This window comes from Rhodoferax sp. RT4P68 (genome assembly GCF_056521305.1).
In genome coordinates this window covers 109,219-125,921 of record NZ_JBWMBB010000002.1, presented here as the reverse complement: position 1 = coordinate 125,921, position 16,703 = coordinate 109,219, and the positions used below count along the sequence as shown (strand labels likewise).

General features: G+C 67.3%; 15 protein-coding genes and 1 tRNA gene. 5 read left to right on the top strand and 11 right to left on the bottom strand.

The window, feature by feature from the left end; genetic code table 11:
* Positions 1-14 precede the first annotated feature (14 nt).
* The 8 genes from AC099J_RS04075 to AC099J_RS04040 all read right to left on the bottom strand — a co-directional run bounded on the left by AC099J_RS04075 (position 15) and on the right by AC099J_RS04040 (position 8,651).
* Positions 15-923 (bottom strand): M48 family metallopeptidase, encoded by a 909-nt coding sequence (locus AC099J_RS04075; RefSeq protein WP_479614410.1) that lies wholly within the window; start codon positions 921-923, stop codon positions 15-17.
* 13 nt (positions 924-936) lie between these two features.
* Positions 937-1,698 carry a lysophospholipid acyltransferase family protein gene (locus tag AC099J_RS04070; protein ID WP_479613937.1) on the bottom strand — a complete coding sequence of 254 codons (762 nt, stop codon included), beginning with the start codon at positions 1,696-1,698 and terminating at the stop codon, positions 937-939.
* Positions 1,695-2,267 (bottom strand): D-glycero-beta-D-manno-heptose 1,7-bisphosphate 7-phosphatase, encoded by a 573-nt coding sequence (gmhB, locus tag AC099J_RS04065; protein ID WP_479613936.1) that lies wholly within the window; start codon positions 2,265-2,267, stop codon positions 1,695-1,697. The genes AC099J_RS04070 and gmhB overlap by 4 nt, the downstream gene beginning before the upstream one ends.
* Before the next feature lie 9 nt (positions 2,268-2,276).
* A complete protein-coding gene (glyS, locus tag AC099J_RS04060) occupies positions 2,277-4,406 on the bottom strand; it encodes a glycine--tRNA ligase subunit beta (RefSeq protein ID WP_479613935.1) in 2,130 nt (709 codons plus the stop codon).
* A gap of 2 nt (positions 4,407-4,408) precedes the next feature.
* Positions 4,409-5,323: a glycine--tRNA ligase subunit alpha gene (gene glyQ, locus AC099J_RS04055; RefSeq protein WP_479613934.1), complete on the bottom strand. Its 915-nt coding sequence runs from the start codon at positions 5,321-5,323 to the stop codon at positions 4,409-4,411.
* Positions 5,324-5,399: 76 nt separating this feature from the next.
* Positions 5,400-6,953, bottom strand: coding sequence for an apolipoprotein N-acyltransferase (gene lnt / locus AC099J_RS04050; RefSeq protein WP_479613933.1), 1,554 nt, complete (start codon positions 6,951-6,953; stop codon positions 5,400-5,402).
* Entirely contained in the window at positions 6,950-7,843 is an 894-nt protein-coding gene (locus tag AC099J_RS04045; RefSeq protein WP_479613932.1) for an HlyC/CorC family transporter, read from the bottom strand. The genes lnt and AC099J_RS04045 overlap by 4 nt, the downstream gene beginning before the upstream one ends.
* An 88-nt stretch (positions 7,844-7,931) precedes the next feature.
* Positions 7,932-8,651: a GNAT family N-acetyltransferase gene (locus AC099J_RS04040; RefSeq protein WP_479613931.1), complete on the bottom strand. Its 720-nt coding sequence runs from the start codon at positions 8,649-8,651 to the stop codon at positions 7,932-7,934.
* 188 nt (positions 8,652-8,839) lie between these two features.
* Between AC099J_RS04040 and AC099J_RS04035 the strand changes: the two genes are divergently transcribed.
* Positions 8,840-9,307 (top strand): hypothetical protein, encoded by a 468-nt coding sequence (locus AC099J_RS04035; RefSeq protein ID WP_479613930.1) that lies wholly within the window; start codon positions 8,840-8,842, stop codon positions 9,305-9,307.
* A 61-nt stretch (positions 9,308-9,368) separates the two neighbouring features.
* On the opposite strand, the gene AC099J_RS04030 is transcribed toward AC099J_RS04035, so the two are convergent.
* The gene (locus tag AC099J_RS04030; RefSeq protein WP_479613929.1) at positions 9,369-10,247 is read right to left on the bottom strand and encodes an esterase/lipase family protein; all 879 of its coding nucleotides are present in this window, start codon (positions 10,245-10,247) and stop codon (positions 9,369-9,371) included.
* Between the two features lie 102 nt (positions 10,248-10,349).
* Here AC099J_RS04030 and AC099J_RS04025 point away from each other — a divergent pair, with 102 nt between their 5' ends.
* On the top strand, positions 10,350-12,035 hold the full coding sequence (locus AC099J_RS04025; protein WP_479613928.1) for an AMP-binding protein: 1,686 nt from the start codon (positions 10,350-10,352) through the stop codon (positions 12,033-12,035).
* A gap of 100 nt (positions 12,036-12,135) precedes the next feature.
* On the top strand, positions 12,136-12,915 hold the full coding sequence (locus AC099J_RS04020) for an enoyl-CoA hydratase (protein WP_479613927.1): 780 nt from the start codon (positions 12,136-12,138) through the stop codon (positions 12,913-12,915).
* A 175-nt stretch (positions 12,916-13,090) separates the two neighbouring features.
* On the opposite strand, the gene AC099J_RS04015 is transcribed toward AC099J_RS04020, so the two are convergent.
* Positions 13,091-13,167: transfer RNA gene (locus AC099J_RS04015), tRNA-Met, on the bottom strand.
* 375 nt (positions 13,168-13,542) lie between these two features.
* Between AC099J_RS04015 and AC099J_RS04010 the strand changes: the two genes are divergently transcribed.
* The gene (locus tag AC099J_RS04010) at positions 13,543-14,499 is read left to right on the top strand and encodes a cyclase family protein (protein WP_479613926.1); all 957 of its coding nucleotides are present in this window, start codon (positions 13,543-13,545) and stop codon (positions 14,497-14,499) included.
* The gene (locus AC099J_RS04005) at positions 14,499-15,161 is read left to right on the top strand and encodes a DUF1007 family protein (RefSeq protein WP_479613925.1); all 663 of its coding nucleotides are present in this window, start codon (positions 14,499-14,501) and stop codon (positions 15,159-15,161) included. Before AC099J_RS04010 ends, AC099J_RS04005 begins: the two co-directional genes overlap by 1 nt.
* A gap of 778 nt (positions 15,162-15,939) precedes the next feature.
* Here AC099J_RS04005 and AC099J_RS04000 read toward each other — a convergent pair.
* Positions 15,940-16,689, bottom strand: coding sequence for an SDR family oxidoreductase (locus tag AC099J_RS04000; RefSeq protein ID WP_479613924.1), 750 nt, complete (start codon positions 16,687-16,689; stop codon positions 15,940-15,942).
* Positions 16,690-16,703: the final 14 nt, after the last annotated feature.

Sequence of the window (16,703 nt, the reverse complement as noted above, 5' to 3'; positions counted from 1 at the left end):
GCTCTCCACAAACATCAACCCCAGCGGGGGATGGCCTCGTCGCGCAGTTGGCCGCGCAGCAGCGCGTAGTCGGGCACGACGGTGGCCACGGTGTCCCAGAAGCGCGGGCTGTGGTCCATCACGCGCAGGTGGCTCAGCTCGTGCACGACCACGTAGTCGATCACGTCCAGGCGAAAGTGAATCAAGCGCCAATGCAGCCGGATCGAACCATTGGCGCTGGCGCTACCCCAGCGCGTGCCTGCGCTGGACAGGCTGAGCCGGCGCCACTGCACGCCCAGGCGCGGCGCGTAGTGCTGCATGCGCTCGGTGAACAAGGCCTTGGCCTGGCGCATCAGCCAGGCCTGCACGCTGTCGCGGATCTGCTCGGGCGTGGCGGCCTGTGGCAGCGACAGGCGCAGCAGCGTGCCGCTGTCGTCCAGCTGCGCACCGGCGGCGCCGAAGCCGTGGCGCGGGTCCAGCACCAGGCGCACGTTGCGGCCCAGGTAGGGCAGTTCGGCGCCATCCTTCCACTCGATGTGCGCGGCCAGCATGCGCTGCTGGCGCTCGCGCGACTGGCCCAGCTTGCGCACGATCCAGCCGCCCTTGTCTTGCACGGCGGCGTCGACCTCGGCCAGCGGTACCCAGCGCGGGGCACTGACGACCAGGCCGTCGGCACCGATGACAAAGCCGATGGTGCGGCGCTTGGCGCGCTTGAATTCGTAGGCCACGAGGGCGTGGTCGAGCTGCGCCTGGCGGTTGGCCCGCGGGTGCTCGAAGCGCACCAGCGTTGGCGACGGCGCTGGCACGGCGGCCGCCACCGGCGCAGCGGCGGCTGACGGCGGGGCAACGCGCCCCGCCCCCACCGGCACCATGCGGGGCATCGGCGCGGGTGGGGCCGCCGGCGGCTCGAACAGGTCCAGCGTCATCTGCAACAGGCGCTGCATCATGGACTGCCGATCACCGATAGGCGTCAGGGTCGAGGCGTCGCATCTCGGCCTCGATCCAGATCTGCACTTCGCGCATGAGCTCATCCTGCTTGCGGCCTTCGCTGGGGATGGGCTTGCCGATGGAGATGTCGACGGTGCCAGGCCACTTCACGAAGGCCTTGCGCGGCCAGCATTTGGCGGAGGTGACGGCGATCGGGATCACCGGCGCGCCGCAGGCGATCGCCAGCCGCGTGCCGCCGGATTTGTATTGCCCGGCCTCACCACGCGGGATGCGCGTGCCCTCGGGGAACATGATGACCCAGTTGCCCTGCTTGAGCAGCCGACGCCCCTGCTGCACCACCTTGGCAAAAGCACGCGAGCCCTGCTTGCGGTCGATGTGGATCATGTCCATGCGCGCCATGGACCAGCCGAAGAACGGGATGTAGAGCAGCTCGCGCTTGAAGACGTAAGCCAGCGGGTGCGGCATGATGGCGGGCATCAGCAGCGTCTCCCAGGTGGACTGGTGCTTGACCAGCAACACCGCCGGGTCGGTGGTGCCGACGGGCAGGTTCTCATAGCCGATGATGCGGTTGCGGATGCCCAGGATCCACTGCCCGCCGACCACGGCGGCCTTGAGCCAGCCGGCGCAGATCCAGTACATGCGCGTAGGGCTCACGAACATCGACGCCAGGATGGCAAACGTGGCCCAGGGCACGATGGTGAGCACCATCCACAACAGGTGCAGCACTGAGCGCACCCAGGCCAACAGCCAGGCAATGGGGGAGCGCTTCATGGCCCGGGCGCCTTTTTCAGCATGTCACGTGCAATCAAGAATTCGGCGAAAGCCATCAGGTCCAGGTGCACGATGGTGCCGGGCGGGCAATCCGTTGGCAGGTCCTTCCCGCGAAAGCGCTCGGCCTTGCCGGTCAGTACCAGGTGCGGCTCGCAGCCGGCGGCAAAGCCGGCCTGCAGGTCGCGCACGCTGTCACCGGCCGCAGGCACGGACTTCAGATCGACGCCCATGCGCTCACCGATCTGCTCGAACAGGCCGGGCTTGGGCTTGCGGCAGCTGCAGCCCTCGTCGGGCGCGTGCGGGCAATAGAACACGGCATCGACGCGCCCGCCCATCGTGGCCAGCAGCTTGTGCATCTTGGCGTGCATGGCGTTGAGCTGCACCACGTCGAACAGGCCCCGGCCCAGGCCCGACTGGTTGGTGACGATGACCACGTGCCAGCCGGCATGGTTGAGCTTGGCGATGGCCTCCAGCGCGCCGGGCTGCGGGATCCATTCGTCGGGCGTCTTGACGAACTCGTCGCTGTCCACATTGATCGTGCCGTCGCGGTCGAGGATGACGAGCTTCATGGTGGGCTGCTAGCTGGCGAGCCGAGACAGGTCGGCCACACGGTTCATCGCGCCGTGCAGGGACTTGAGCAGCCCCAGCCGGTTCAGGCGCACATCGAGCTGATCGGCGTTGACCATGACGCTGTCGAAGAAGGCATCGACCGGCGCGCGCAACACGGCCAGGGCCTGCAGGGAGCCGGTGTAATCGCCGGCCTCGAACAGCGCGTCCGAGCGCGGCACGACTTCGAGCATGGCGACGTGCAGCGCGTGCTCGGCCGGCTCGGCCAGCAACATCTCGCTCACGTGCGGGTCGACCGCCTCGGGTGCCTTTTTCAGAATGTTGGCGATGCGCTTGTTGGCCGCAGCGATGGCCGGCGCCTCGTCCAAGCGGGCGAAGGCGTGCGCGGCTTCCAGCCGGCGCGGCAGTTCGCCCCAGGCTGGCCGCACGGCGACCACAGCGTCGACCTCTTGTGCGCTGTAGCCGCCTTCGCGCAGATAGCCGGACAGGCGCTCGTAGACGAACTGCAGCAGCTGCGCGTTGCTCGCAGCCACGTCGGGCAGCAGGTCACCGAACACCTCGCCGGCTGCGGCGACGACGGCGGGCAGGTCCAGCGGCAGCGCGCGCTCGACCAGCATGCGCAACGCACCCAGCGCATGGCGGCGCAGCGCGAACGGATCTTTGTCGCCAGTGGGCAGGTTGCCGATGCCGAACATGCCGACCAGCGTCTCCAGCTTGTCGGCCAGCGCTACAACGACGCCGACTTCGCTACGCGGCAGCGTGTCGCCGGCAAACCGCGGCTTGTAGTGGTCTTCGATGGCATCGGCCACCGTTGCAGACAGGCCGTCGTGCAGCGCGTAGTAGCGCCCCATGGTGCCCTGCAGCTCGGGGAACTCGCCCACCATGTCGGTCAGCAGGTCGGCCTTGGCCAGCGTGGCGGCGACGTCGGCGTCACGCACCAGCGTCTCGTCACCCAGGCGGCGCGCGATGTCGCGCGCGATGGCCTGCACGCGCACCGCGCGATCACCCTGCGTGCCCAGCTTGTTGTGGTAGACGACCTTGCCCAGCGCGTCCACACGCGCGGCCAGCGCGCGCTTGCGGTCCTGGTCGTAGAAGAACTTGGCGTCGGCCAGGCGCGGGCGCACCACGCGCTCGTTGCCGCCGATGACGGCGCTGGCGTCCGACGGGCGGATGTTGCTGACAACCAGGAACTTGTTCGTCAGCCTGCCGGCAGCGTCCAGCAGCGGGAAGTACTTCTGGTTGGCCTTCATCGTGAGGATCAGGCATTCCTGCGGCACGTCGAGAAACTCGGCCTCGAAGCTGCAGACCAGCACGTTGGGGCGCTCGACCAGGGCCGTGACTTCGTCCAGCAACGCGTCGTCTTCGATGGCACGCACGCCACCACCGACCTGGGCCGCGGCAGCGGCCAGCTGCGCCACGATTTCGGCGCGGCGCTCGTCGAAGCCGGCGATCACCGCACCATCGCGCTCCAGCACGGCGGCGTAGCTGTCGGCATCGGGCAGCGTGACCGGCGACGTGGTCGCCTCGAAGCGGTGACCCTGCGTCGTGCAGCCCGCATGCAGGCCCAGGGCCTGGACCGGCACCACTGCGCTGCCGTGCAAGGCCACCAGGCCATGGGCCGGCCGCACGAAGCTGACGCTGGTCCACCCCGGCAGCGCGCAGCCCGATTCGAGCTGGTAGCTCATGACCTTGGGAATCGGCAGCTTGGCGATGGCGTCGAGCAGGGCTTTCTGCAGGCCCTCGGCCAGGGCCACGCCGGGCGCGATGCTGTCGTGGAACAGCACTTCGGCCTTGCCGTCGGGGCGGCGCTGCAGCAGCGGCACGGCCGAGGCGTCGGCGCCCAAGGCGGCCAGGCGCTTGAGCAGCGCTGGCGTCGGCTGGCCGGACGCGTCCAGCCCGACCGAAACCGGCATCAGCTTTTGCGACTGAGGCTTGTCGGCGGCGCGCGCCAGCACGGCCGTGACGTGGGCCGCCAGGCGGCGCGGCGAGGCGAAGGTGGTCAGCACGGCACCGGCGCCGGCCAGGCCCTGGGCCTGGAGCTGCTCCAGCAGCTGGCCACCGAACGCAGTACCCAGCTTGCGCAGGGCCTTGGGCGGCAGTTCTTCGACGAACAGTTCAACGAGGAGATTCTGTGCAGTCATGGTCAGGCCGCGGCCTTTTCTTTTTTGGCGATCTGCGCAACCCATTCACGCGGCGCCATCGGGAAGCCCAGGCGTTCGCGGCTGTCGTAATAGCTCTGCGCCACGGCGCGCGCAAGGTTGCGGATGCGGCCGATGTAGGCCGCGCGTTCGGTCACGCTGATGGCGCCCCGCGCGTCCAGCAGATTGAAGCTGTGCGCAGCCTTGAGCACCTGTTCGTAGGCAGGCAGCGCGAGTTGCTGCTCCATCAGATGCTTGGCCTGCTTCTCGTGCGCGGCGAAGGCCGTGAACAGGAAGTCGGCGTCACTGTGCTCGAAGTTGTAGGTGGACTGCTCGACCTCGTTCTGCTTGTAGACGTCGCCGTAGCTGAGGCCCTTGGTCCACTCCAGGTTGTAGACGTTGTCCACGCCCTGCAGGTACATGGCCAGGCGCTCCAGGCCGTAGGTGATCTCGCCGGTGATGGGCTTGCAGTCGATGCCGCCGACCTGTTGGAAGTAGGTGAACTGCGTGACTTCCATGCCGTTGAGCCAGACCTCCCAGCCCAGGCCCCAGGCGCCGAGCGTCGGATTTTCCCAATCGTCCTCGACGAAGCGGATGTCGTTCTTCCTGAGGTCGAAGCCCAGCGCTTCGAGCGAGCCCAGGTACAGCTCCAGGATGTTGGACGGCGCGGGCTTGAGCACCACCTGGTACTGGTAGTAGTGCTGCAGGCGGTTGGGGTTCTCGCCGTAGCGGCCGTCCTTGGGGCGGCGGCTGGGCTGCACATAGGCGGCCTTCCACGGCTCGGGGCCGAGCGCGCGCAGAAAGGTGGCGGTGTGCGAGGTGCCGGCGCCGACCTCCATGTCATAGGGCTGCAGCAGGGCACAGCCCTGGTCCGCCCAGTACGCCTGGAGCTTGAGGATGATTTGTTGGAATGACAGCATCGGTACGTGGGCCGGGCCGCGGGGCCGGCGATTGATCTCGAGGCGCGCGCCAGGCAGCGCGGAAGAAACGCGGATTTTACGGGCCGCGTCGCCGAGCCATCAGCGCCATCGCAACGACGACCAGCGCGGCACCCCACAGCGGCACCAGGCCGAAGCGCGACACCCACCAGGCGAACGGCGTGATGTCACGCCGGCCCTCCACCTGCCCGGTGAGCACACCCCGCGTCAGCCGCGGCAGTGTCTGCACGACTTGGCCTTGCGCGTCGATGATGGCGGTGGCCCCGGTGTTCGTGGCGCGCAGCGTCGGGCGGCGAAATTCCAGGCTGCGCATGCGCGCGATGGCCAGGTGCTGGTCGATGGCGATGCTGTCACCGAACCAGGCGATGTTGCTCAGGTTGACGAAGATGGTGGGCGCCTTCGCCGGGTCGAGGAAGCGGGCACCCAGCTCTTCGCCAAAGAGATCTTCGTAGCAGATGTTGGGCGCCAGCCGCTGCTCGCCCAGCACCATCGACGCCTGGCCGACAGCGCCGCGGCGAAAGTCGCCCAGCGGGATGTTCATCATCTCGGTGAACCAGCGGAACAGCGGCGGGATGAATTCGCCGAAGGGCACGAGATGGTGCTTGGCGTACTCGTAAGGCGCCAGCTGGCCGGGCAGCAAGCCGATGGCCGCGTTGGTGTAGCCCGCGCGCATGCTGCCCTGGGGCATGCCGATCAGCGCGGCCTGGCCGCCGCTGGCAAAGCGCGCGCGCAGCGCCTCCCAGTAGCCGATGGGCAATTGCTCGGGCAGCAGCGGCAGCGCCGTCTCGGGCGCGACGACCAGCGGGCTCCTGGCTTGCTGCAGCTGCTGGCCATACCACTGCAGCGACATGTCGATGCCGACGCCGGGCTGAAACTTCTCGTCCTGGGGGATGTTGCCCTGCAGCAGGCTGACCGTGAGGGGCTGGGCGATGGCGGCGGTCGGGTCCGGTGCGTCGCGCCAGTTCGCAAGGCCGATCATGCTTGTCAGCACCAGCAGCGCCGCCACCGCACCGCGCCGGCCCCCAGCGGGCGCTGCCGCCGCCAACGACGCCAGCAACGCGGCGCCGAATGCGCAGACTGCCGTCAGGCCGTAGACGCCGACCCACGGCGCCAGCGCGGCCAGCGGGCCGTCCACGTGGGCATAGCCGGCGGCACCCCAGGGGAAGCCGGTGAACCACTGGCCGCGGCACAGCTCGGCCAGCGTCCACAGGGCCGCCCACAGCAGGGCGCGCAGCACGGGGCCGCGCACGGCGCAGTAACGCGCCAGCGCCGCCGCACCGGCGTAGTACAGCGCCAGCAGGCCGGCCAGGCCGGCCACGGCCAGCACCGCCAGCACGGCCGGCAGGCCGCCGTACACATGCAGCGAGATGAACAGCCACCAGACGGTGCCGGCCAGCCACGCCAGTGCAAAGCAGAAAGCGCGCACCGCCGCCGCCCGCACGCCAGGGGCGCCGTCGACCAGCCGCACCAGAACTTCCATGGCCAGCAATTGCAACCACCACTGCGGCTGACCGTCCCAGGGGCTTGCGATGGACACGGCATGCGCCAGCCCGGCAGCCACTGCGAGCGCCGCAGGCACCGCCCATCCCGCACGCTGCGGGCGCACGCTCATGAGCCGGGAGATGGGGCGTCGGCAGCTGGCGACACCTTGAACCAGCGCACTGCGCCGCCCTTGGTGTGCAGCACGAGAAAGCGCAGGTCGGCCAGCTCATGGTGTTCGCCGCGCTTGGGCACGTGGCCCATGGCGTGGGCGATCAGGCCGCCGATGGTGTCGAAGGTTTCGTCTTCCTCGGACGCGGCCTGCAAGCGCACGTTGAAAGCCTCTTCCACCCGCTCGACCGGGGTGTCACCACTGACACGGTAGGTGCGGTCGGCCAGGCCGAAGATGTCACCGTGGTCTTCGACGATGTCGAACTCGTCTTCGATCTCGCCGACGATCTGCTCCAGCACGTCCTCGATGGTGATCAGCCCTGCCACGCGGCCAAACTCGTCGATGACCACGGCCAGGTGGTTGCGGTTGCCGCGGAACTCACGCAGCAGATCGTTCAGGCCCTTGCTCTCGGGCACGAACACGGCGGGCCGCAGCAGCGCACGCAGGTTCAGTTCGGGCGCGCGCTGCAGCTTCAGCAGATCCTTGGCCATCAGGATGCCGATGATGTTTTCCCTCTCACCTTCGAACACCGGAAAGCGCGAGTGCGCGGTGTCGATCACCTGGTGCAGCAGGTCGTCATAGGCGGAATCGATGCTCAGGCAGTCCATGCGGGTGGCCGCCACCATCACGTCGCCGGCCGTCATGTCAGCCATGCGGATCACGCCTTCGAGCATGACGCGCGAATCCGGGCCGATGATCTCGTTGTGCTCCGCCTCGTTCAGGGTTTCGATCAGTTCCGCCCGCGAATCCGGCCCAGGATGGATGAACTCGGCCAGCTTTTGCAGGAAGCTGCGCTTGTCTTCTCGCTCGGGCATGCCGGAAGAAGAGCGCGCGGGATACGGATCGGACACAGACGGGGGTGCAGGACGTGCGGTTGTGGGCGAAACGCAAGGATAGCGGATTCACCGCAGCGCGGGCCGGCCCGCCGGCCGCGCGGGCTCAGCGCCCGGAACGGGAACGCGCGTCCTGCACGCCGCGGCGCACTTCCTGTACGCCTGCGAGCAACTCCCGAAACTGCTTGGCCTGGGCCTTGAGCCGGTAGTCGGTCAGGCCGAGCTGCTCATGCACCATCGCCGTCATGCGGCTGTCCAGCGTGGCGGCCGGCAGGCGCAGGAAGGCCTCGGATTCGGAGCCGTCGCGCTCGACGATGGCGCCTGCGTTGCGCGCAATTTTCAGCATGGCGGTGTTCTCGCTCAGCGCATGCACGAACACCATCTGCACGCCCTCGTTGCGCGCGTGCATGACGGCGCGGTCGAACAGTCGCCCGCCATAGCCGCGACCGCGTGCGTGCTCGGCCACCGAGACGCCGAACTCGGCGCACGATGTCAGCTCCGGATTGACCGAGAACGCCAGGTGCGCCATGGCGATCAACTCGAGCTTGCGGTTGTAGATGCCGAAGATCTCGTCGTGCTCGAACCTCAGCCCGTCGGTGTAGCGGCTGATGTGTTCATCTGTCGCGGCATACCCAAAGCGCAGATAGCGGTCGTGCGGCCCGAGCGCCAGCAGATGCAGCCTGATGCGATCCCGGTGCTCCGGCCCGAGCGAACGGATCGGAACCACGATGGGCGACCGGTAGCGTTCAGGCGCCGCCGTCGCCGCGCCCGAAAGCGCGCCGCCGGCGGTCGACGCCGGCTGGTAGGGAGCGGGAGATGGGTTCATACAACGAATATAAGGGTTTTCCCTCAATTGCCACTGTGAATATGTTGGGATTCCGCCGTCTCGTGTGGTTGATATCGCTACGCAACAAACGAAACAAAGTCCGAAGAGACCGCAATGGCGCTGTAACACATGCATCCCATACTCCGGTTCGGTCTGAAGCCTGACGATCCCCGCCAAGGAGTGAAGCCGTGTCCTATGTGTCTTTCAGTGCCGCCACCGGCAGCCATGTGAATCTCGGAAGACCGAGCGGCGAGCGGGTGTCTGGCGCTGGCGAGCAGCATCACTGGTGGCGGGCGTTGTGGTCGCGCCGCGATGGGCGGGTCTCCGAGATCCGGCGGCAGATGCAGGCCCAGGTCGCCGTGCTCCCCGATGCGCCCCGCCATGCGGCGCTATCCACGCAAATCAGCGAATCAGACGACCCCGAGGCGCTGTGGGCGCTACGCCATGCGCTGACGCACGCGCTCGTCGAGGCGCATGGCGAGCTGATTGCGCGGCGTCGCATGACGGACATCACGTTCATGTTTGCCGGCCTGTTGGACCGCGAGCGCCACGCCCGGCCCACTCTGGAAGACCCGGGCCATGCCGGCGACTGGTCAGCCAACTCCAGCATGCGGGGCATGGTGCGCAACGCCGAACAGGCGCTTTCCGACCATTAGCGCGCGGTTTGCGCACCGTGCGGGGTGGCCGGTGCGACAGGTGGACGGCAGGCGAATTGCGTCAGACCAACGCCAAGGTATGGCGCATCACCTCGGGGTGAAAGGCCAGCGCGACATGAGCCTGGCCGGGTATGAACCGGTTGTCGGCCCATGACAGCGTTGCCGTCGACACGGGAAACACGATGTTGTCGCAGTCCGAGAACCAGCAGGTGAACTGCGGGCCCCCGGTGTCCGGCGGGTGCTGCGCCAACGACTGCAGCCAATCGCTGCCCAGGCGCATCTGGCGGGCGTTGCGGCCATGGCCGAAGCGCGCCAGCCAGGTGCCGGCATGTGGCGAGCCGATCGTCACCACATGGCCCGCGCGGCCGGCCGATGGCTGCGAGCGCAGCCAGGCGCGCACGGCCAGACCCCCCATGCTGTGGCACACGACCACGGGCGGTTGGCCGGTCAACGCCAGCAGCCGGTCCACGGCCGCATCGATGGTCGGCACATAGGCGTCGATGGAGCCGAACGCCGGCTCCAGATCGACGGCCATGCATGGCAGGCCCATGGCGCGCGCGCGGCGCATCCAGGGGGCCCAGAAGCCACGGTTGCAGACAAGGCCGTGCACGAACAGCACACCACGCTGCGCACCCGCCGGCAGGTGATCGGGCTCGGCGTGCGACCGAAACGGCTGGCGCCAGCAGAACACCTGCATGCCGCAGCGCCACTCAGCCCACCAGGCCGCCAGCAGCGTCGGCACGCCGGGCCGTGGCGTCACATCGATGCCGTAGCGGGCCAGCAGCACGAACTCGCCCGCGAGAACGGCGCCATAGCCGCAAACCGGTGCCACGAGCCCGGCCAAGGCCCACGCCGGCGATCGCGCCCAGAAGGCCACACACCACACCAGCCCCAGCAGCAACAAGGATAGACACAGGGCGCGCTGGAGTCGGGCAATCATGCGGTCGGGCGGATGAACGAAGACCACCATTTTCATCCTAGGGCAAGCCCGCTTTGCGCAGCGCAGCCCCCATGGACAATCCCGCCGCAAGGAGACCCTCGCATGCAAAAGCCCTGGCTGGCCAGCTACCCGCCCAACGTACCGCACGACATCGACATGAGCGGCTACCGCTCGCTCGCCCACATGCTGGAAGAGTCGTTCAAGCAGAACGCCGACCGGCCGATGTCGGTCTGCATGGACCAATGGATGCGCTACCGCGAACTGGACACCGCTTCGGCTGCGCTCGGTGCGTGGTTGCAATCCCGGGGGCTGGAAGAAGGCGCGCGCGTCGCCATCATGTTGCCCAACGTGCCGCAGTTCGCGGTGACCATGGCCGGCGTGCTGCGTGCCGGGTTCACCTGTGTCAACGTGAACCCGCTTTACACGGCGCGCGAGCTGGCGCACCAGCTGAAGGATTCCGGTGCCACCGCGATCGTGATCCTGGAAAACTTCGCCCACACGCTGGAGTCCGTCATCGCGCAGACCAACGTGCGCCATGTCGTCGTCGCCTCCATGGGCGACATGCTGGGCGTGGTCTACGGGCCCTGGATCACGTTTGCCGTGCGCCACCTGGCCAAGATGGTGCCCGAGTTCAGTCTGCCGCTGGACGGGCGCACGGTGACCACGTTCAAAGCGGCGCTGGCCGAAGGCGGGACGCTTTCTCTCAAGCCCAGCCATGCCGACCACGACGCCATCGCTTTTCTGCAATACACGGGGGGCACCACCGGCCTGTCCAAAGGCGCGGTGCTGACGCACGGCAATGTGATCGCCGCTGTGCTGCAGTCGGAGGCCTGGTTTGCGCCGGCGCTGGGGCGCGTGGGCGATCTGCACAAAATCAACAGCATTGCCGCGCTGCCGCTGTACCACATCTTCGCGCTGACGCTGTGCCTGCTGACCATCCGGGTGGGGGCGTTCATGACGTTGATCCCGAACCCGCGCGACATCGGCAAGTTCGTGGAAGTGTTGAAGAAGCGGCCGTTCCACATGCTGCCCGGCGTGAACACCTTGTTCAATGCGCTGCTGCAGCACCCGCAATTCAAATCCATCGACTTCTCCAGCCTGTGCGTCACGCAGGCGGGCGGCATGGCTGCATCGGAAGGCACGGCGCGGAACTGGCTGGAAGCCACCGGCTGCGCCATGGTCGAGGGCTGGGGCATGAGCGAGACGGTGGCGATTGGCACCAACAATCCTGTGACCTCGACCACATTCAGCGGCACCATCGGCCTGCCGCTGCCAGGCATCGATTTGGCCATCAAGGACGACGACGGAACCACGGTCGCCCAGGGCGAGCGCGGCGAGATCTGCATCAAGGGCCCGAACGTGATGCGCGGCTATTACGAGCGGCCGCAGGAGAACGCAGCCGCCTTCACGCCCGATGGCTACATGCGCACCGGCGACATCGGTGTGATGGACGCGCAGGGCTACTTCAAGATCGTGGACCGCAAGAAAGACATGATCCTGGTCAGCGGGTTCAACGTGTTTCCAAATGAACTGGAGAACGTGATCTCCCTGTGCCCCGGGGTCGTGGAGTGCGCGGCCATCGGCATCCCCGACGAAAAGCAGGGCGAGGCGATCAAGGTGTTCGTCGTCAAGAGCGATCCTCTGTTGAGCGAGGAAGACGTGGCACGGCACTGTCAAGAGAGCCTGACCGGCTACAAGCGGCCGAAGTACATCGAGTTCCGGGACGAACTGCCCAAAAGCAACGTTGGCAAGATCCTGCGCCGCGAGTTGCGACGCGAAAAAGCCTGAGCGCTTGACACGTGTCGCGGCCGGTACAGGGCCACACCGGCCCGTGACCCCGTTCGCTATAGTCTCCGAGGTCTGTCACCAGAGAACTACGGAGTACGCCATGGAGTACGAGGCCATCACCTTGCGTGTGGAAGCCGGCAAAGTCGGCATCATCACGCTGAACCGCCCCAAACAGCTGAACGCGTTGAACGACCAGCTGATGAACGAGCTAGGCCATGCGTTGAAGCAACTCGATGCGGACGACGCCATCGGCTGCGTCGTGATCACCGGTAGCGAGAAGGCGTTTGCCGCCGGCGCCGACATCAGTGCCATGGCCAAGTACAGCTTCGCCGATGTCTACAAGAGCGACTACATCACGCGCAACTGGGAGCAGATCCGCAGCGTGCGCAAACCCGTGATCGCCGCGGTCAGTGGGTTCGCCCTGGGGGGCGGTTGCGAGCTGGCGATGATGTGCGACTTCATCATCGCTGCAGACAACGCCAAGTTCGGGCAGCCCGAGATCAAGTTGGGCGTGATCCCCGGCGCAGGCGGCACGCAGCGCCTGCCGCGTGCGGTTGGCAAAGCCAAGGCCATGGACATGGCGCTGACCGGCCGGATGATGGACGCCGTCGAGGCAGAACGGTCGGGGCTGGTGAGCCGCGTCGTCCCGCTGGCCACGTTGATGGATGAGGCGCTTGGCGCGGCGCTGCAGATCTGCGATTTCTCTCAGATCGCGGTCATGGCCGCCAAGGAGTCGGTCAACCGTGCCTTCGAAGGCGGCCTGTCGGACGGTGTGATGTTCGAGCGCAGGCTGTTCCACGGACTGTTCGCAACCCATGACCAGAAGGAAGGCATGGACGCCTTCATGACCAAACGCAAGGCTGACTTCAAGCACGCTTAGCGCAGCGGGCTCGAGCGTGGATGCGTGTGGCTGTGCAGCCCACGCCCCGTGCATCGATCATGCCCGGCCGCAGCCGCCTCCATCGCGCGGCGAGACCGCCAGAACTGCTCTCGCACGCTGTTGACAGCGCCCAATGAAAAAGAGCCTAGCATCGCTGCCAAGCTCTTGATATGTATGGTGGCGCTTCACGGATTCGAACCGCGGACCTGTGGATTATGATTCCATCGCTCTAACCGACTGAGCTAAAGCGCCAAGCCCAACAGTATAGCGCAGGTTTTTACGCTATTTGGCTTCCGGGCGGCCTTGGCGCCAAGCCAGCAAGGCCTTGAGCTTCGCGTTGGACAGTTGCCGATGCTCACGTTCTGCAGTTGGCTCAGTGACACGTTGGCCAACCTGGATGCCGGTTCAACCCTGTAGGCCCGAGCACGCGTTGCACCGAAGGTGCCCCCTTCGTCATCCCCAAGGCCCGCCTTCCAGAATTTGGAATACCCGCCCGCGCCCGCGCACCCCATGATGCGCCGCACGCGCCCCGTGCCGCCGGCACACCATTGCATCCGAGGAGACATCGCGGGGCGTTCACCAGACAGATTCCCCTGTGCCGGCCCTCATCCAGGAGGACACCACATCATGAAGACACGTCTCTCGCTTGCCGCCGCGCTGGCGGCATCGCTCATGGCCTTCGCCGGCCCGGCCCAGGCACAGGCCCAGCAGCCGGACTGGTGCAAATCCAAGTGGGGGCCGAACGACCAGATCGGCGCCGCCAACCTGCTGACGCCCGAGCTCGCATTGGCCGCCGCCAAGCTCGTCAAGACCGGCAAAACTTACCGCCTGGGCGTGGAGACCAACGCCAAGACGCCCGCCTTCGGCCCGCGCAGCTGGGCGCTGGTCATCAACCAGCCGGGCCAGGTGGGCGGCGGGGGCCTAGGGCCGACCAAGACCAACTACAACGACGACATCTACATGGGCTATGTCGGCACCGGCACCCAGATCGACGGGCTGGGCCACATCGGCGTGGACAACGTCTACTACAACTGCAACAAGAACAGCGAGTTCGTGCAGGCCAGCGGGCTGACCAAGCTGGGCATCGAGAACCTGCCGGCCATCGCCACGCGCGGCGTGGTGCTGGACATGGCCAGCTACTTCGGCAAGAACCCGTTGCCCGAGGGCACGGTCTTCAACCGCAAGGAGATCGACGAGCAGGCCCAACGCCAGGGCGTGGAGATCCGCAAGGGCGACGTGGTGCTGTTCTACACCGGCTGGCTGAGCCTGGTCGGCAAGGACGACAAGCGCTACATCAGCGCCGAGCCCGGCCTGGGCAAGGGCGGCGCGGAGTACCTGGCCAGCAAGGAAGTGGTGGCCGTGGGCGCCGACACCTGGGGGCTGGACGCGATCCCGTTCGAGCCGGGCGTGGGCGTGTTCGAGGTGCACCAGATCCTGTTGGCCAGAAACGGCATCTACATCCTGGAGAACGTCGACACCGCCGAGCTGGTGAAGGACAAGGCGTGGGAGTTCCTGTTCGTGCTGGGCGCCTCGCGCATCACGGGCGGGGTGCAGGCCATCATCAGCCCGGTGGCCATCCGCTGATGCGGCGCGCCGCACTGCTCACCTGGGCGGTGGGCGCCTGCCTCGCATTCGCGTTCACGCCCGCCGCGCAGGCCCATCCGCACGGTGCGCTGGATTGCGCCGTGCGGGTCGGTGTCGAGCAGGGCCGGCTGGCGTGGGTCGAGCAGCGGCTGACGCTGGCTGCGGCCAACACGCAGGCATTGGCCGAGCGGCTGCAGCTGGATGCGGCAGAGCCGCAGCGCGGGGCGCGGTTGTTCCGTGGCGTGTTGGATGGCCTCTTCCGCCAGAGTGGCTGGATGCTGCAGGCGCGTGCTGCTGGCAGTGCCGAGCCGCTGGCATTGGAAGACCCGGAGCAGGCCAGCTGGTCGCGCGGTGCCGACGGTCGGGCAGTGGTCGTGGTGCGGCTGCAGCCGGCGTCTGCGGACTGGCCGGCCGACGGACTGCAGCTGGGGTGTGGCGACCCGTCGTGGTACTGGGCGGCGGGCTTTGTGGGTGACACGCAGGTACAGGTGCACGGCGCCGCATGCAGCGCCCGGGTGGGCCACGCCATGGCCCTGGCCGAGCAGGCGTTGGCCCTGCGCGCGGCTGCGCAGCAGGCGGGCAGCGCGGGTGCCGACCAGATGCAGGCGGGGTTGTTGCAGTCTGCGGCGCTGCGCAGCACCAGTGCGGTGGTGCATTGCTGAGATGGCCTGCGTCGGGCGCAGCGATGGCGCGTGCCGATGGCCGAGCGCAGCGATGGAGCCTGCCCCAGGCCGAGCGCAGCGATGGCCCGCACGTCCCCGTCCCCGGCCCCGCTCCCACCCCTGTGCCCACGCCGAGGAGAACAGTGCCATGGGTGGCGCGGAGCATCGCGCGCTTCGTTGTCATGCTCATTGCACTTTGTTTGAGCTGAACGAACGCAGTGAGTGGTGCGAGTTGTGCAATGCACCCATGGCACGAGCACCGCAGGTTGCCCGGAGCGCAGCGGAGGGACGTGGGGACCGGGGTCGCCCTTTCTTTGGTTACTTTCTTTCGGCGAAGCGAAAGAAAGTGACTGCGCTGCCGGGCGCATATCCCGGCACCTCTCCGCGAGAGCGGCGTCTTCTCTCCGCGAGAGCGGTGAATGTCTGACGGTGCGGGGTTTCGCCCCCGCGGACGACCTACTTTTCTTGCTCCGCCAAGAAAAGTAGGCAAAAGAAGGCGGCCCCCGGTTGCCGCGTCCCTCCGCTGCGCTACGGGCAACCTGCGGTGCGCGCGGCCTGGGCGCATTGCACAACTCGCACCACTCACTGCGTTCGTTCACCTCGAACAGGTGCAATGAGTCAGTCAACGAAGCGCATGATGCTCTGCGCCGCCCAGTCCACTGTGCTCCTCGGCGCGTCCACAGGGGGAAAGCCCGCAGACGGTCAGGCCATCGCTGCGCTCGGCCTTGCGCTCGGCGAGTGGATCTCGTGCCGCACCATGTCCCGTGGCGAATAGGCCTTACACCGTCCGCCCACCATCCACCGGAAACTCCACACCCGTGATGAACCCCGCATCGTCGCTCGCCAGATAGACCGCCGCGCGCGCAATGTCGTGCGGCTCGGACAACCGGCCCATCGGAATCGTGGCGATGAACTTCTTGCGGTTCTCGGGCGTGTCGGGCATGCCCATGAAACTCTCCAGCAGGCCGGTCACGCCCATCACCGGGCAGATCACGTTGACGCGGATCTTGTCCGGCCCCAACTCCACGGCCAGCGACTTGCTCATCAGGTTCACGGCCCCCTTGGAGCTGTTGTACCAAGTCAAACCCGGCCGTGGGCGGATGCCGGCCGTGGAGCCGATATTCAGGATCACGCCGCCGCCGGCCGCGCGCATCAGCGCCACGACGGCGTGCGTCATGTGGAAGATGCTCTTCACGTTGATGGCGTAGACCTTGTCGAACTCGGCCTCGGTCACGTCGAGCAGCGGCTGGTTGCGGTGCGTCCAGCCGGCGTTGTTGACCACGATGTCCAGCCGGCCATAGGCCTTGACCGTGGCTGCGACCAGCGCGTCGATGTCGGCGCGCTGGGTGATGTCGCAGGTGACGGCGATGGCGCTGTCGCCCAGCGAAGCGGCCACTTGCCGGGCTCCCTCCGCGTTGATGTCGGCAATCGCGACGCGTGCGCCCTCGGCCACGTACTGGCGCGCAATCTCGGCGCCGAAGCCGCTGGCCGCACCGGTGACGATGGCGACCTTGTCCTTGAGTTGCATGGGGTTCTCCTTGG

Excerpts from the sequence above, each read along its gene's own strand:
- AC099J_RS04000 (WP_479613924.1), bottom strand. The coding sequence starts at position 16,689 with ATGCAACTCAAGGACAAGGTCGCCATCGTCACCGGTGCGGCCAGCGGC.
- lnt (WP_479613933.1), bottom strand. The coding sequence starts at position 6,953 with ATGAGCGTGCGCCCGCAGCGTGCGGGATGGGCGGTGCCTGCGGCGCTC.
- AC099J_RS04040 (WP_479613931.1), bottom strand. The coding sequence starts at position 8,651 with ATGAACCCATCTCCCGCTCCCTACCAGCCGGCGTCGACCGCCGGCGGC.
- AC099J_RS04010 (WP_479613926.1), top strand. The coding sequence starts at position 13,543 with ATGAAGACACGTCTCTCGCTTGCCGCCGCGCTGGCGGCATCGCTCATG.
- AC099J_RS04005 (WP_479613925.1), top strand. The coding sequence starts at position 14,499 with ATGCGGCGCGCCGCACTGCTCACCTGGGCGGTGGGCGCCTGCCTCGCA.
- gmhB (WP_479613936.1), bottom strand. The coding sequence starts at position 2,267 with ATGAAGCTCGTCATCCTCGACCGCGACGGCACGATCAATGTGGACAGC.
- AC099J_RS04030 (WP_479613929.1), bottom strand. The coding sequence starts at position 10,247 with ATGATTGCCCGACTCCAGCGCGCCCTGTGTCTATCCTTGTTGCTGCTG.
- AC099J_RS04020 (WP_479613927.1), top strand. The coding sequence starts at position 12,136 with ATGGAGTACGAGGCCATCACCTTGCGTGTGGAAGCCGGCAAAGTCGGC.
- AC099J_RS04025 (WP_479613928.1), top strand. The coding sequence starts at position 10,350 with ATGCAAAAGCCCTGGCTGGCCAGCTACCCGCCCAACGTACCGCACGAC.
- glyQ (WP_479613934.1), bottom strand. The coding sequence starts at position 5,323 with ATGCTGTCATTCCAACAAATCATCCTCAAGCTCCAGGCGTACTGGGCG.
- glyS (WP_479613935.1), bottom strand. The coding sequence starts at position 4,406 with ATGACTGCACAGAATCTCCTCGTTGAACTGTTCGTCGAAGAACTGCCG.
- AC099J_RS04075 (WP_479614410.1), bottom strand. The coding sequence starts at position 923 with ATGCAGCGCCTGTTGCAGATGACGCTGGACCTGTTCGAGCCGCCGGCG.
- AC099J_RS04070 (WP_479613937.1), bottom strand. The coding sequence starts at position 1,698 with ATGAAGCGCTCCCCCATTGCCTGGCTGTTGGCCTGGGTGCGCTCAGTG.